This is a genomic window from Sphingomonas sp., from assembly GCF_019635515.1.
In the GTDB taxonomy this organism is placed as follows: Bacteria; Pseudomonadota; Alphaproteobacteria; order Sphingomonadales; family Sphingomonadaceae; genus Sphingomonas.
The window spans coordinates 355,809-371,009 of the sequence record NZ_JAHBZI010000002.1 but is presented as its reverse complement, the minus strand read 5'-3'; the positions used below and the strand labels follow the sequence as shown (position 1 = coordinate 371,009).

Genomic DNA, 15,201 nt, shown 5'->3' with positions numbered 1-15,201 from the left:
TCATGAAGACCGCTCGCATCTATCAGAAGCCCAAGAACGCCATGCAGTCCGGCCGCGCCCGCACCGACCGCTGGCAGCTCGAGATCGAACCGGTGAGTGCGCAGACGCCTGATCCGCTGACCGGCTGGGCTGGCGGCGGTGACACCACCAGCCAGTTGCGGCTGGGCTTCGCCTCGCTGGAGGAAGCCACGGCCTATGCCGAGCGCGAGGGGCTGGCCTATCATGTCGTGCCCGCACCGGAGCGGAAGCTGAAGTTGCAGGCGTACGCGGACAATTTCCGCTGATCGTTGCACTCCTGCTTTCGCAGGAGAACTAAACCGCCAATAGGGTCGGCCCCAACAGCGTCAGCAATTTGACATCGACCGCGACGCCCTCGGCGCGTTTGGCCGCGACGAAATCGGCGAGGCTGTCGAGCGCCACGCGGTGGACGACGATGTCCTCGCCGGGCAGTCCGCCGCCTTCGCCGATGCGCTTCAAGCCATATGCGCGAACCAAGGTGAAGCCTTCGCTGACCAGACCGGGCGAGGCGTGGAAGACGCCGAGATGCTCGACCCGCTCACAGGTGTAGCCGGTCTCTTCCTCAAGCTCGCGCTTCGCTGAGGTTAGCGCGTCCTCGCCTTCATGGTCGTCGCCGACCAGCCCGGCGGGCAATTCGATGCAGCGCATCCCGATCGGCACGCGATATTGCTCGACGAGCAGGACATGGCCGTCATCAATCGCGATGATGACGACGGCGCCGATCCCGCGCGCCCGCGCGACATATTCCCATTTGCCGTCGCGGATCGCGGTGATCCACTTGCCCGCCCAGGCGATTTCGCGCGTGCTCACAGCTCGATCAGGCGATCGGGTAGTTCGTTGGTGTCGCCTTCGCTGCGCGGAAAATGCTCGGCAAGGACCAGCCCGATCTGAGCGACGGCATCGGCCATGCCTTCGCCGGGCTTGCCGCTCTTCACCTTGGGCAGCAGCGCCGCCATCGCCGCCCCCCATACATCGGGGGTGACCTTCGAATGGATCGCCTCGTCGGCGATGATCTCGGCGCGACGTTCGTCGAGGCTGAGATAGAGCAATACGCCGGTCGCGGCCTTGGTGCGCTTCTCGGCGCCGGTGCGGAACAATTGCACCGCCTTGCGCCGGACGCGGCGCGCTTTGGTGCTGCCGGGGGTGAGCAGCATCCTGAGGCCGTCGATCGCGAGCAGCAGGCGGACGCCCAAGAACTTGAGCGCGGCGATGATCATCGCCGCTGTCAGATACCAGCTCGGCGGCACGCTCTCGGCCCAATTATCGACCAAGCGAGCGTGCATCCAGGCGAGCAGCCCGGGCTGCCAGGCGAGAAACGCCAGCGCGAGAAACATCGCCAGCACCGCCCAATGCAGCGCGACGTCATGATAGGCGTCCGACTGCTTCGCCACGACCGTGACGATCTCGCCATCGGTCGTCAGTTCGGCCTGTGCGACCGCCGCGGTCACGGCCGCATGATCGGCTTCGCTGAGCAACATCGTCACCAACTCCCCGAAGCGCCGCCGCCGCCGAACGATCCGCCGCCGCCCGAGAAGCCGCCACCACCGCCGCCGCCCCAGTCGCTACCGCCTCCGCCTCCCCAGCCTGAGCCGCCGCTGCCGCCCGAGTTACGGCCAATCTCGTTGGCGATGCTCCACAGGATGATCGGCCAGTTATCACCGCCGCCACGATAGCGCCGCCCGCGCCGCCCGCCGAACATCATCGGCAGCACCACGAACGCCACTACTATGCCGATGAACAGCAAGCCGAACGGGAAGCTGTCGCCGCCGTTGCGGCTGCGCGTGGCGCCGGCCTTGTCCACGGCCTCCTTGGCCTTGGCCTCGGCGGCCTCGAGCGGGAGCGTCATCTGCTCGCCGATCGCCTGCGCGCCCGCGACGATGCCGCCGGGCATGTCGCCCGCCTTGAATTTGGGGATTATTATCTGGTTGATGATCTGGCTCGACAGCGCATCGGTCATGATCGGCTCGAGCCCATAGCCGACCTCGATCCGCACCTTGCGATCATTGGGCGCGACGATCAGGATGATGCCGTTATTGGCGTCCTTCTCGCCCAACCCCCATTTGCGGCCGAGCTGATAGCCATAATCGGCGATGTCATAGCCTTCGAGATCGGGAATGGTGGCGACGACGAACTGGCGCGTCGTATCCTTGTTGATCCCTTCTGAAAGCCGGGTGAGCTCCGCGACCTGCTCGGGCGACAGCAGCTTGGCGGCATCGACCACCGGCTCCCTGCCGCGCTCCGGAAAATTCTGCGCCTGTGCGATGGCGGCGCCGAACAGCGCCGCCATCACGCATAGCAACAGGCGGAGGGTTTTCATGCCGTTGCTCCGCTTTGCGAGGTGACTAGCTGCCGTTCCCGAAATTCACAGTCGGCGCGACGTCCGCGCCCGCCTTGGCCTCGAACGGCACCATCGGCTTGGCGCCGTGGAAGATCTTGGCGCCGATCGCCGAGGGGAAGGTGCGGATCAGCGTGTTATAGTCCTGCACGGCGGCGTTATAGTCGCGGATCGAGATCGCGATGCGGTTTTCCGTGCCTTCGAGCTGGCTCATCAGCGTGGCGAAATTGGCCTGGCTCTTGAGGTCCGGATACGCCTCCTGCAGACGCTGCAGCGTCAGGCTCACCCCGTTCTGCGCCTGATTGAACGCTGAAACCTTGGCCGGATCGGTGAGATCGTCGCCGCTCAGCTTGATCTGGCTGGCGCTGGCGCGGGCATTGGTGATGTCGGTGAGGATCTTGGCTTCCGAACCGGCGGCGCCCTTGGCGGTCGCGACGAGATTGGGGATCAGATCGGCGCGACGCTGATAGTTGGTCTGGACGTCGGCCCATTTCGCCTTGGCCGCTTCCTGCGCGGTTGGAACGCTATTGAGCCCGCAGGCCGAAAGCAGTGTGGCCATCGCCAGCACCAGAACAGCACGCATCTTCATCGCAATCCCTCCACCAAAGTGCCTTGCTATCATACGGCACAGGCGCAAGATGGAGAAAGGAAATCGGCAAACAAGAGGGGTGTGTCCCGATGCTAAAGGAATTCCGGACCTTCATCGCCCGTGGGAACGTGCTCGATCTCGCCGTGGCGGTGATCATCGGCGCGGCGTTCGGCAAGATCGTCACCTCGCTGACCGACGACATATTGATGCCGCTGATCGGCAAGGTCTTCGGCGGGCTCGATTTTTCGAGCTATTTCATCGTGCTCGGCGATGTCCCGGCAGCGCTCGTCGGGTCGACCGATTATCAGGCGCTCAAAAAGGCCGGCGTGCCGCTGCTCGGCTATGGCGAGTTCATCACCGTCGCGGTCAATTTCCTGATCGTCGCCTTCATCATCTTCCTGATCATCCGCTCGGTGAACAGAGTGATGCCCAAGCCCGAGGAAGCGCCCGCGGCAGCACCGGTCGAGCCGGCCGACATCGCGCTGCTCCGCGAGATCCGCGACGAATTGCGCAAGAAGGGCTGAGAAACCCGCTTGTTGTTGCACTTCGGTGCAGGTGTTAGGTTCCCTCCGAAAGCAAGTTCGGGGGGAACGCCATGCTCACGCTTATCCGCCGCGCCGCGCTCGGTCTGGCGCTGATCGCCGCGCCGCCGGCGCTCGCCCAGACCGAGCCGGCACCGGTCACGCAAATCCCGGAGGGCGGTACGGCGACGCTCCGGGTCGAGATTTTCTCCGGCGTCTGCGTGGTCGCCCAGATCACGACGCGCGCGCTGGTTACTCCGTATCTGCGCGGTGGCCCCTGTCGCGACGCGATCCCGATCAACGCCGAATGGCTGGGCCAGTCTCGCGCGCGATTGCGGATCGGCAATACCAACAACTGCGCCACGGTCGCGCGCGGCGTGGTGGCCGGCCCCGCCCGGGTCGACATCCTGCCGTGCGACCGCTCGGCGCTCGACCAGGAGTTCCGCTTGGCGCCGGATGGCGACCGCTATCATATCCGCACCAGCGAAGGGACCTGCTGGTATTTGCGCGCCAGCCAGGACCTGCCGTCCAGCGACATGGTTCTCGAGCGCTGCCAGGGGTTGCGCGGCACGTTCCGTCTGTACGACCTTAATCGCATGCTATCCGTGGCGCGACCGGTCGGCCCGATGCCGGTCACGCCGGCCGTGCCGAAGACGATCGGTCCACTGCCGCTGGTCATCCTTCCGCCGGCCGCCGCGCGCCAGCCCTCCGACGGCGTCTATCGCATCGCCGGGCGCTTCCGCAGCGACGTGTGCCTCTCCACGGGGTTGCAGGACGATCGCGGCAACGCCCCGCTCCGCTTCACCGCAGATTGCGCGACCGGCACCCAGTTCAATGTGCGCTGGCGCGGCAAGACCGACGCGGGCAAGGACCGGTTCGAGATCGGGCTGGAGGGCACCTCGCTGTGCCTGATGCGCCCTGCCGGCGAAGGCGAAGGCGCGCGGGCCAGGGCGACATTCTGCGGATCGGACGCCGCATACTGGTTCGAGATCGCCCCGGCCGACGGCGGCGCGTATCGTATCCGGCAGGAATTATGCCTGATGCCGTGGCGCCTCGACGACAATCAGCTCAGCTGGGGCTATTGCGGCAGCAACATCAACGAGCAGTTCGTGCTGCGTCCGCGCTGACGCGCGATCGTCAGGCGGCGGCAAGGTTCTCGGCGGTGGCATCGGCAAGGCTGGTGCCGTCGAGGATGCGCGCGGTCTCGTCGCGGACCCGGGCCATCGCCTGCCGGATCGCGCAGGCGGCTTCGTCCTTGCAATCGTGGCAGGGCTTGTAGGCGGTACGGCTGACGCACGACACCAGCGCCAACGGCCCTTCGATGACGCGGATGATCTCGCCCAGCGAGATAAGCCGCGACGCGCGGGCCAGCCGGTATCCGCCCATCTTGCCGCGGGTCGAGACGAGGAAGCCGGCCTCACGCAGATCGGCGAGGATCAGCTCGAGGAATTTGCGCGGCACATTCGCTTGCGTGGCGATACGGTGCATCGGAATCGGATTGCCGGCCACAGGTTCCCCGGCAAGGAAGAGCATCGCGCGCAACGCATAACGGGACCGCTGGGTCAACATGGCCACGCCCATGCCAATCCCCTGCGCGATTGTGAAGAGGCTGGAATCCCATGGCTCTTTTATTTGCGCGCGATGTGCCTATATTGGCACTGCCGTCTTTCGGGCGGCTATGGGGATAAACGACGGCGTGCAATAGACGCAGCGGACCCGGGGGCAGTACCCGGCGGCTCCACCATAAATGGTGGTGTATCTGGACACCGTTTCTGACGGGGCCGAACCAGGATCGACGTGTGTTGAAAAGCGCCGACTATCTCTCAGCGTGGGCCACTGTGACGGTCCATTACACAAGTGCCAACGATAACGAAGCACTCGCTATTGCGGCGTAACCCCAAGGCTTAACGGCCTAAGGTTATTCTAAAATGCGCGGTTGGACCGCACCGGGCAACAGAAGCGGATTCCAGCGGTACGGGGGACACCGGGCAACAGAAGTCCCCCACTCTACCTCACAGACTATCCCAGCACCTCGGTGAGCACGCGGCGCCAGTTGCCGCCCATGACCTTGTCGATCTCACGTCCCTTGAAACGCGCTCGCTCGAGCGTGGCGGCGATACGCTCCATGCGGTGGATATTGTTGAATTCGGGGATGACGACATGTTCGGGCACCCAGGCGAAACCCGGCACACCGCGCTTGTCCATCGCATGCCACCAGTCGAGATAGCCCTTCACCCCTTCGGCGTTGTTATTGCCGAGCTTCACCAGATTGGCCTCGCCAGTCATCGGGAAATCGTTGGAGATGCCGACCGCGTCGATTCCGCCGATCCTGATGATGTGGCGGAGCTGGGCGACATAGTGGTCAGGCGTCGGCACCCGGTCGCGGGTCAGCCAGAAGCTCATCATGAACAGCCCCATCATCCCGCCCTTGGCGGCGATGGCGCGGATCACCGCGTCGGAGGCGCAGCGGGGATGATCGACCAGCGCCCTGGCGGCGCCGTGCGACAGGATGATCGGGGTTTTGCTGAGCCGCGCCGCATCGAGCATCGTTGCCTCGGCGCCGTGCGAGACATCGGGCACAAGCCGCAGCCGGTTCATCTCGGCAAGACCCGCAATCCCCAGCGGGGTTAGCCCGTGCTGCACCGGCTCGATCGCGCCGCCGGCATAGGGCGTATCATTGTGATGCGTGAACTGGACGATCCGCAGGCCCTTGCCATGGAAATAGGCGAGGCGGCCGGGATCGTCGCCCATCATCTCGGTCGACTGCATCTGCAGGAAGGCCGCGCAGCCCGGCTTCCTGCCGATATCGCTACCCCTCAATGCGAGATAGGCGGTCTGGCTCGCCGCCAGCCGCGCGACGGCGGCGTCGATCGCCGGATCATTGGCCTCGAACCCGCGCAGATATTTGGGCGAACCGTCCGCCGCCTTGACTGTCTGGATCGCCGAGACGTCGCAGATCATCGCGTCGAGCCCGGACGCGCGGATCTCGTCCATATCCTCGGGCAGGAAGCTCATGCCGTCGATCCAGAGCTTGCGCGCGGGCCGGGCCATAGCCTGCCCGGCCACCAGCATCGCGCCCGCTCCGGCCAGCAATCCGCGCCGATCGATTCGCTTCCCGCGCATCCCTATCTCTCCCTCAACACTCGACGACGTTGACCGCCAATCCGCCCAGCGAAGTTTCCTTGTAACGTTCGCTCATGTCGATCCCGGTCTTGCGCATCGTCTCGATCACCTGATCGAGCGAGACGCGGTGGGTGCCGTCGCCAAGCAGGGCGAGCCGCGCCGCCTCGATCGCCTTGACCGCGCCGACGGCGTTGCGCTCGATGCACGGCACCTGGACCAACCCGCCGACCGGATCGCAGGTCAGGCCAAGATTATGCTCCATGCCGATCTCGGCCGCGTTCTCGATCTGCGCCGGGGTTCCGCCGAGCGCCGCCGCCAACCCCGCCGCGGCCATCGAGCAGGCGACGCCGACCTCGCCCTGGCAGCCGACCTCCGCGCCCGAGATCGAGGCATTCTCCTTGAACAACGAGCCGATCGCCGCCGCGGTCAGCAGAAAATCCTCGATGCCCTTCTCGCACGCCATCGGCGCGAAACGCTCGTAATAGCGCAGCACCGCCGGCACGATTCCCGCCGCGCCATTGGTCGGCGCGGTGACGACCTTGCCGCCGGCGGCATTCTCCTCGTTCACCGCCAGCGCCCAGAGATTGATCCAGTCGATCACCGACAGGGGATCGGAAAGCGCCCGCTCCTGGCGCTGTAGCAATTTGCCGTGAATCTCGGGGGCGCGGCGCTTGACGCGAAGGCCGCCAGGAAGCTCGGTATGGCGCGAAGCGATGCCGCGCTCGACACAGGCCGACATCGCCTGGCGAATCGCGGCGAGCCCGGCCGAGACCTGTTCGGGGGTGCGCGCGGTTTCCTCATTCTCGCGCATCAATTGCGCGATCGACTTGCCTTCGCGTTCTGCGAGCGCGACCAGCGTGTCGCCCGAGCTGAAATTGTGCGGCACATCCCAGCCGCTGGCGTCGAGCGAGTTGCGCCCGGTCTCGTCGTCGCGCAACACCGCGCCGCCGCCGACCGAATAATAGGTCTGGCGCAAAAGTGCGACGCCATCGGCGTTGAACGCCACCAGCGTCATCGCGTTGGAATGGAAAGACAGGCGTTCGCGCTGGAGGAAGCGCAGGTCTTCGGTCTCGTCGAAAGCGATGTCGCGGGTACCGGCGAGCTTGAGGCGGCCCGAGGCGCGGATCGCCGCGACTTCGGCCTCCGCCGCGTCGGGATCGATCGCGGCGGGCAGATGCCCGGCAAGCCCGAGCAACGTCGCGCTATCGGTGGCATGACCCTTCCCGGTCAGCGCCAGCGAGCCATAGAGCAATACCTCAACGCGCGCAGTCTCCGCCGGAGCATCGGCGGCGAAGCGTGCGGCGGCAGTCATCGGCCCCATCGTGTGCGAACTCGACGGCCCGACGCCGATCTTGAACAATTCAAAGGTGCTGGCGACCATAACCTCTCCCGCCCGCCCGGCGGCGGCCCGCATAGGATGCGACCGGTACGCTGGTAACCATTGTTACGATAGTCCGGACAGGCGCTTTGCCAAAGAAAAGGGGCCCGGCGTTGCCGCCGGACCCCTCATTCATTTCAGGCTCGCCCGACCCTAGTCGTCGCCGGTCAGGAACGCGGGCAGGCCGATATCCTCGCCGCCCTTGTCGCCCTCGTCCGAACGTTCACGGCGCGGGCCGCGATCACCACGGTCACCGCGCGGACCACGGTCGTCACGGCGCGGGCCACGGTCACGGTCGCCGCCGCGGCCGCCGTCACGACGGCGGTCACCGTCGCGCTGCGGACGGTCACCACGCGGACGCTCCTCGCGGGGCGGACGGGTGTCTTCGAGCTCGGCGCCGGTTTCCTGGTCAACGACGCGCATCGACAGGCGGACCTTACCGCGCTGGTCGATCTCGAGGACCTTGACCTTGACTTCCTGGCCTTCGCTGAGGACGTCCGAGACCTTCTCGGTGCGCTCGTTGCGGATTTCCGAGACGTGGACGAGGCCGTCCTTGCCGCCCATGAAATTCACGAACGCGCCGAAATCGACGAGGTTGACGACCTTGCCGGTGTAGATCTTGCCGACTTCGGCCTCTTCGACGATGCCCTTGATCCAGTTGATCGCGGCTTCGATCTGCGCGTGATCGCTCGACGAGACCTTGATCACGCCCTCGTCGTCGATGTCGACCTTGGCGCCGGTGGTGGCGACGATCTCGCGGATGACCTTGCCGCCAGTGCCGATGACGTCACGGATCTTCGACTTGTCGATGGTCAGCGTCTCGATGCGCGGCGCGTGCGCCGACAGCTCCGAGCGGGTCTCGCCCAACGCCTTGTTCATTTCGCCAAGGATATGCGCGCGACCTTCCTTGGCCTGGTTGAGCGCCTTCTCGAAGATTTCGCGGGTGATGCCGGCGATCTTGATGTCCATCTGCATCGTGGTGATGCCTTCGGACGTGCCGGCAACCTTGAAGTCCATGTCGCCAAGATGATCCTCGTCACCGAGGATGTCCGACAGGATTGCAAAATCCTTGCCCTCAAGGATCAGGCCCATCGCGATGCCCGAGACCGGGCGCTTGATCGGCACGCCGGCATCCATCATCGCGAGGCTGCCGCCGCACACCGATGCCATCGACGACGAGCCGTTCGACTCGGTGATGTCGCTGGTCAGACGCACGGTATAGGGGAACTCGTCCTTGGTCGGCAGCACCGGATGCAGCGCACGCCAGGCCAGCTTGCCATGACCGACTTCACGACGCCCCGGCGCGCCGAAGCGGCCGACTTCGCCGACCGAATAGGGCGGGAAGTTATAGTGCAGCATGAAGTGCTGGTAGCTGAGCCCGTTCAGCCCATCGATCATCTGCTCGGCGTCCTTGGTGCCGAGGGTGCAGGTGGCGATGGTCTGGGTCTCGCCGCGGGTGAACAGCGCCGAGCCGTGCGCGCGCGGCAGGAAGTGCGTCTCGGCGACGATCGGGCGGATCTGCGTGGTGGTGCGGCCGTCGATGCGCTTGCCGTCCTTGAGGATGGCGGTGCGGACGATCTCGGCTTCGAGCTTCTTGATCAGCTTGATGCCGGCCATCACCTGCTGCGGGGTCAGACCGTCCTCGACGAACTGCGCCTTGGCCTTGGCCCGGGCCTCGTTCAGCGCGTTCGAGCGGGCCGACTTGTCGGTCAGCTTGTAGGCGGCGGCGATGTCCTTGCCGATCAGCTTCTTGAGGCGGTCCTTGAGCGCGGCATTGTCGTCGCCCGAGGCGATTTCCCACGGATCCTTGGCGGCCTGTTCGGCGAGATCGATGATCGCGTCGACCACGGTGCGGCAAGCGTCGTGCGCGAACAGGACGGCGCCGAGCATGACTTCTTCCGAAAGCTCATTGGCTTCGGATTCGACCATCATCACCGCGTCGCGAGTGGCAGCGACGACGAGGTCGAGATCGCCCTCGGCGACCTGCTTGTCGGTCGGGTTGAGGATATATTCGCCGTTGACGTAACCGACGCGCGCGGCGCCGATCGGACCCATGAAGGGCACGCCCGAGATGGTCAGCGCGGCTGAAGCGGCGACCATCGCGAGGATGTCGGGCTCGTTATGGCCGTCATACGACAGGACCTGCGCGATCGCGTTGATCTCGTTGTAGAAGCCCTCGGGGAACAGCGGGCGGATCGGGCGGTCAATGAGGCGCGAGACCAGGGTCTCCTTCTCGGTGGCGCCGCGTTCGCGCTTGAAGAAGCCGCCCGGGATGCGCCCGGCGGCCGAATATTTCTCCTGATAGTGCACGGTCAGCGGGAAGAAGTCCTGGCCTTCCTTGACGCTCTTCGCAGCCGTGACGGCGCAGAGCACTACGGTTTCGCCGAGGGTCGCCATCACGGCGCCGTCGGCCTGGCGGGCGACCTTGCCCGTTTCCAGCGTGAGGGTCTGACCGCCCCACTGGATTGCTACTTTCTTGGTATCGAACATTTGGTTTCCTTCACTCCCCGGTGCCGATCACGCGGGGGGCCTATTGATTGAGCCGTTCTTGGCTCAGGGGATGGCCTGATTGCCTTCCCTTGTGTGCTCCTGCGGAAGCAGGAGCCTAGGGCCAATGGCGTTACGCCCGAGACCCTGGATCCCCGCTTTCGCGGGGATGACGCAATACGTAAACGGCCCGCCGAAGCGGGCCGAACGATTGCGTCACTTGCGGAGACCCAGCTTGCCGATCAGGTCGGTGTAGCGGGTTGCGTCCTTCTTCTTCAGATAGTCGAGCAGCGAACGGCGCTTGTTGACCATCATCAGAAGACCGCGGCGCGAATGATTGTCCTTGGCGTGCCCCTTGAAGTGCTCGGTCAGGTTGACGATGCGCTCGGTGAGGATCGCAATCTGGACTTCCGGGCTGCCGGTGTCGCCTTCGGCGCGGGCATGTTCCTTGACGAGCGCGTTCTTGCGCTCCGCAGTGATCGTCATGTCTTTTCCTTCGGCATCTTCTACAGATTGAACCCGCGGACGACCCGGATTTCCCCGGATTGAGCCTCCACCAGCGCTACGGGCACTTCCCCGAGCAGCGCGAAATATTGGCCATCTGCGTGCGTCCCGGCCAGAACCCGCCCCTGTCGGAGCAGCCCTGCCTGGTCGGGGGTGAGAGATAGAGCCGGGATGTCGTCCAGCCCCGCCCTCAATGGCAGGAGGTGTTGTTCAAGCGTGCGCGCCTTAGCCAGTTCGGCCAGTTTGTCCAGCGAAATCGCGGAGAGCGTGTCGAACGGACCGGCCTTGATCCGGCGCAGCGTGGTGACATAGCCGGCGCTGCCAGCATGGTTCGCGATGTCGCGCGCCAAGCTGCGGATATAGGTACCTTTCGACACATGGGCGCGCAGATCCGCATGGGTCAGCACTTCGCTCATGTCCGTCCCAGTCTTGCCGATCCCGTTGATCAGCCGATTGGTCGATTGGAGATTATGGATCACCACATCGCGGGTGGCGAGCGTAGGGACCTCACCCGCGCGCGCCAGATCATATGCGCGTTGGCCGTCAACCTTGAGAGCGGAATAGGCCGGCGGCACCTGGGTGATGGGCCCGGTGAAATGTCGGATGGCGTCCCAGACGTGGCCTCGGCTTGGCAACAGAGCCTCGCGAACCACCTTGCCCTCGGCGTCGAGCGTGTCAGTTTCCGCGCCGAAGGTGATCGTGAACTCGTACACCTTGTCGCTGTCGAGCATCCGCCCCGCCAGCTTGGTCGCCTCGCCCACCGCGATCGGCAGCACGCCGGTCGCCAGTGGATCGAGGGTACCGCCATGGCCGACCTTGTACTTGCCATAGCCACCCTCGCGCAGCGCGCGCTTGACCGCGCTCACGCCCTGCGTCGAGCCGAGCCCCAGGGGCTTGTCGAGGATGATCCAGCCATGCACGCCCGCGCCCTAGCCGAGGCGCGGCGGCGCGGCCAGCCTCAGCGCGGGCTGAGCCTGAACAATCGGCCGCCCGCACCCTTTTCGCCATCTTCGAGCAGCCAGACACTGCCGTCGGGGCCTTGCGCCACATCGCGGACGCGCATGCCGAGATTCCATTGTTCGGCCTTGCTGGCCTTGTCGCCGTCGATCTTGATGCGGATCAGCGCCTGGCCCGACAAAGCCCCCTGCAGCAGCGAGCCCTTCCAGGCCGGGAATTTGTCGCCGTTGTAGAAGAGCAAGCCTCCTGGCGAGATCGACGGATTCCAGAAGATCTTGGGCGGCTCATAGCTATCACCGGCCGCGTGATCGGGGATCGGCGTGCCATCGTAATTGTCGCCGTTCGAGACATTGGGCCAACCGTAATTCCTGCCGCGCTGGATCAGGTTGATCTCGTCGCCGCCCTTCGGCCCCATCTCGCTTTCCCAGAGCCGACCCTTGTCGTCGAAGGTCAGGCCATAGGGATTGCGATGACCGAGGCTCCAGATCTCAGCCGGAACCATATTAGTCCCATCGACCGCCAGGGTGCGCGCGGTCGCGGTCTTGGCGATCTCGGTATTCTTGGGCGGATCGGTGACCTTGACGCTGGCCGCTCCGGTCTTGCCCGCCCAGGGATTGTCGGGTGCCGGCTGACCGTCGAGCGTCAGATGGATGATCTTGCCGAGCGCCTGATCGGGATCCTGCGCAGGGGTGAAGCGCTGGCGCTCGCCCAAACTCAGGAACAGCGACTGACCATCGGGCGCAAAGGCGATGATCGCGCCGAACTGCCCCCCCTTGCCGTCCGATCCCGCGCGCCAGACAATCTGGGGGTTGGCCAGCACCGGGGTGGCGCCGTCGCGCAATATGCCGTGCGCCAGCGCCAGGCTGGAGCCGCCCGAGCGCGGCTCGGCATAGCTGTACCAGACACGCTTGTTGGCGGCGAATTGCGGATCGAGCGCGACGTCTAGCAGGCCACCCTGCCCCTGGAACGCGACTTCGACATCCGCCACTTTGCTGCGCGTCTTGCCATCGGCGGAAACCAGCACGATCTGCCCGGCCTTTTGTGTCACCAGCATCCGCCCGTCTGGGAGAAAGGTCATCGCCCAGGGCGTGTCGAAACTGGCGACCTCGGTCAGCGTGAACGGCCTGTCCGCAGCATCCTGCGCGACTGCGGAGGATTGTGGATTGCACGCCGCGAGCAGGGCGAACGCAGGAAGGAATATCCGGGCATGGGGCATATTCAGGGCACTCCGATCGGGTTTCGGATGCGCAACGCTCTAGCGCATCGCTACGCTCCCGTCATTTGCCGGTGCACACACGCAATAATCTCGCTAACGTAACGAAATTGCGTACATTTCCGCTATTGCGCAACTTTCCAAGTCGAGACATCCTGCCTCGCATACCGGGCTTGGGGGCAAGCGATGTTCTGGTCGATTCTGCGCTGCGCCGCGTGCGCCTGCGTATTTGCGTTTGCGACTGCCGCCTCGGCTGATCCCGTGACCGTGGATCCTGCACTTTATTTCTCCGAGCCGGTGCTTTCGGAGCCATTGCTGTCTCCTGACGGTGGCCGCATCGCGGCGCGCGCCATGGTCGGCGGCGAGGCTCGCCTCGCGGTATTTCAGGCCGACAAGGGCATGGCCGATCCACAGCCGGTCGCGCTCCCGCGCACCGAGCAGTTGCAATGGTATCGCTGGATCGATGGCCATAGCTTGCTGGTCAGCCTGCTCCTTCAGGGTTCGGCACCAACATCGCGGTTGGTCGCGGTCGATCTGACCAGCGGCGCGCTCCGACAACTCGGCGCCCCCCGCCCGGCCGGCGCCAATGACGCGATCCTCCATATCGACCGCGCCGGCACCTTCATGCTGCTCAAGTCGCAGGCCGATGAGCGCACCCCGCCTTCGGTCTACCGCATCGACTTGCGCACCGGCGCCGCGGCGCTCGCGGTTGCGCCGCAGCCGCATGTCCGCGACTGGATGGTCGATGCCGACGGCGTCATCCGCGCCGGCATCGCCGCAAAGGGCCAACGCGCCTGGATGCTCTATCGGCGGCAGGAAGGTGACCGCTTCAGCCGCGCATCGGACGGCGACGCGGTCGAACAGCTGGCGGCGGTGCGCGGCAGCGACACTGGCTATGCGATGGCCGAGGCACCCAGCGGACGTACCGGGCTCTATGCCTATGACTTCCGCCGCGGAAAGCTGGGCCGGCTGATCTACGAAAATGACCAGGTCGATCTCGACGGTTTCGAGACCGGGCCCGACGGCCGATTGCTCGGCGTGCGCTTCAGCGGCGACCGTGACGAGACCCTGTGGTTCGATGCCGCCGCCGCTGGCGAGCAAGAGGCGATCGATGCGGCGCTGCCTGGGCGGGTCAACCGCGTGGTCTCCGCCAGCGACGACAAGCAGCGCCTGCTGGTGCTGAGCAGTTCGGCATCGGACCGTGGCATCTATTATGTCTATTCCGGCGGCCGCGCTGCCCTGTTCGGCGCGGTCAATCCTGAGCTTACCGCCCGCCCCGCCACCGAGATGCGCGCGGTCTCCTACCGCGCCCGCGACGGGATGACGCTGCATGGCTTCCTGACGCTTCCCGCCGGACGCGGCAGCGCCGGGCTGCCGCTGGTGGTGATACCGCATGGCGGTCCGTTCGCGCGCGACGATTGGGGGTACGATCCCTGGGTCCAGTATCTCGCGGCCAAGGGCTATGCGGTGTTCCAGCCCAATTTCCGCGGTTCGGTCGGTTACGGCATCGCCTATATGGCGAAGGGCGATGGCGAATGGGGCCGCGGCATGCAGGACGATATGGACGACGGCGTCGCCTGGCTGGCCAAGGCAGGAACGATCGACGCGCGCCGCGTCTGCGTGATGGGCGCCTCCTATGGCGGTTACGCGGCGATGTGGGCAGCGGCGCGCGATCCCGACAAATATCGCTGCGCGATCAGCTTCGCCGGCATCTCCGACGTTCGCGCCCAGCTCGATTACGACCGTCAGACCTTCGCTGCGGTCGATTTCCGCGCGTGGCGGCGGCGCATCCAGGGTTCGGCGCCGTCGCTCGAGTCGCTGTCGCCACTCAGCTACGCCGATCGCATTGTCACGCCGATGCTGATCGCGCATGGATCGGAGGACGATATTGTCCCGCCCGAGCAATCGGTGATGCTGCATCAGGCGCTGTCGCGGCTGGGACGGACCCACGAATATGCGGTCTATCCCGGCGAGGGGCATAATATGGACGATCCGGCAAACAGCGCCGATTTCCTGCGGCGCGTCGGCCAGTTTCTCGATCGCTACAATCCGAGCTGACAGGCCCTTGCTCCCGGC

15 protein-coding genes and 1 other RNA gene are annotated in these 15,201 nt (G+C 65.4%); 5 read left to right on the top strand and 11 right to left on the bottom strand.

The window, feature by feature from the left end; genetic code table 11:
- Window positions 1-2: 2 nt before the first annotated feature.
- Complete coding sequence (locus tag KF730_RS13990; protein WP_294098188.1) at window positions 3-284, top strand: ETC complex I subunit; 282 nt, start codon at window positions 3-5, stop codon at window positions 282-284.
- Between the two features lie 28 nt (window positions 285-312).
- Here KF730_RS13990 and KF730_RS13985 read toward each other — a convergent pair whose 3' ends face one another.
- From KF730_RS13985 to KF730_RS13970, 4 genes are read right to left on the bottom strand one after another with little or no spacing between them, the layout of a single operon-like run.
- Window positions 313-828, bottom strand: a complete 516-nt coding sequence (locus KF730_RS13985; RefSeq protein ID WP_294098187.1) for an NUDIX hydrolase — start codon at window positions 826-828, stop codon at window positions 313-315.
- Entirely contained in the window at window positions 825-1,496 is a 672-nt protein-coding gene (locus KF730_RS13980) for a TPM domain-containing protein (protein WP_294098185.1), read from the bottom strand. The genes KF730_RS13985 and KF730_RS13980 overlap by 4 nt, the downstream gene beginning before the upstream one ends.
- Window positions 1,497-1,498: 2 nt before the next feature.
- A complete protein-coding gene (locus tag KF730_RS13975) occupies window positions 1,499-2,335 on the bottom strand; it encodes a TPM domain-containing protein (RefSeq protein WP_294098183.1) in 837 nt (278 codons plus the stop codon).
- Between the two features lie 25 nt (window positions 2,336-2,360).
- Entirely contained in the window at window positions 2,361-2,942 is a 582-nt protein-coding gene (locus KF730_RS13970) for a LemA family protein (RefSeq protein ID WP_294098181.1), read from the bottom strand.
- A gap of 89 nt (window positions 2,943-3,031) precedes the next feature.
- On the opposite strand from KF730_RS13970, the gene mscL reads away from it, so the two are divergent.
- Window positions 3,032-3,466, top strand: a complete 435-nt coding sequence (gene mscL / locus KF730_RS13965) for a large conductance mechanosensitive channel protein MscL (RefSeq protein WP_294098179.1) — start codon at window positions 3,032-3,034, stop codon at window positions 3,464-3,466.
- A gap of 71 nt (window positions 3,467-3,537) precedes the next feature.
- Complete coding sequence (locus KF730_RS13960; protein WP_294098178.1) at window positions 3,538-4,590, top strand: hypothetical protein; 1,053 nt, start codon at window positions 3,538-3,540, stop codon at window positions 4,588-4,590.
- A 10-nt stretch (window positions 4,591-4,600) separates the two neighbouring features.
- Here the strand turns inward: KF730_RS13960 and KF730_RS13955 are convergent, their stop codons facing one another.
- On the bottom strand, window positions 4,601-5,032 hold the full coding sequence (locus KF730_RS13955; protein ID WP_294099888.1) for an Rrf2 family transcriptional regulator: 432 nt from the start codon (window positions 5,030-5,032) through the stop codon (window positions 4,601-4,603).
- A gap of 53 nt (window positions 5,033-5,085) precedes the next feature.
- On the opposite strand from KF730_RS13955, the gene ssrA reads away from it, so the two are divergent.
- Window positions 5,086-5,470: a transfer-messenger RNA gene (gene ssrA, locus KF730_RS13950) on the top strand.
- A 12-nt stretch (window positions 5,471-5,482) separates the two neighbouring features.
- Here the strand turns inward: ssrA and KF730_RS13945 are convergent.
- From KF730_RS13945 to KF730_RS13920, 6 genes are all read right to left on the bottom strand, one after another.
- The gene (locus tag KF730_RS13945; protein WP_294098177.1) at window positions 5,483-6,586 is read right to left on the bottom strand and encodes a membrane dipeptidase; all 1,104 of its coding nucleotides are present in this window, start codon (window positions 6,584-6,586) and stop codon (window positions 5,483-5,485) included.
- A 13-nt stretch (window positions 6,587-6,599) separates the two neighbouring features.
- On the bottom strand, window positions 6,600-7,967 hold the full coding sequence (locus KF730_RS13940; RefSeq protein WP_294098175.1) for an L-serine ammonia-lyase: 1,368 nt from the start codon (window positions 7,965-7,967) through the stop codon (window positions 6,600-6,602).
- 150 nt (window positions 7,968-8,117) lie between these two features.
- The gene (gene pnp, locus KF730_RS13935; protein ID WP_294098173.1) at window positions 8,118-10,454 is read right to left on the bottom strand and encodes a polyribonucleotide nucleotidyltransferase; all 2,337 of its coding nucleotides are present in this window, start codon (window positions 10,452-10,454) and stop codon (window positions 8,118-8,120) included.
- 213 nt (window positions 10,455-10,667) lie between these two features.
- Window positions 10,668-10,937, bottom strand: a complete 270-nt coding sequence (gene rpsO / locus KF730_RS13930; RefSeq protein ID WP_294098172.1) for a 30S ribosomal protein S15 — start codon at window positions 10,935-10,937, stop codon at window positions 10,668-10,670.
- Window positions 10,938-10,957: 20 nt separating this feature from the next.
- Complete coding sequence (gene truB, locus KF730_RS13925; protein ID WP_294098170.1) at window positions 10,958-11,875, bottom strand: tRNA pseudouridine(55) synthase TruB; 918 nt, start codon at window positions 11,873-11,875, stop codon at window positions 10,958-10,960.
- 38 nt (window positions 11,876-11,913) lie between these two features.
- Entirely contained in the window at window positions 11,914-13,128 is a 1,215-nt protein-coding gene (locus KF730_RS13920; protein WP_294098168.1) for a PQQ-dependent sugar dehydrogenase, read from the bottom strand.
- A gap of 264 nt (window positions 13,129-13,392) precedes the next feature.
- Here KF730_RS13920 and KF730_RS13915 point away from each other — a divergent pair, with 264 nt between their 5' ends.
- On the top strand, window positions 13,393-15,183 hold the full coding sequence (locus KF730_RS13915) for a S9 family peptidase (protein ID WP_294098167.1): 1,791 nt from the start codon (window positions 13,393-13,395) through the stop codon (window positions 15,181-15,183).
- The last annotated feature ends 18 nt before the right edge of the window (window positions 15,184-15,201 follow it).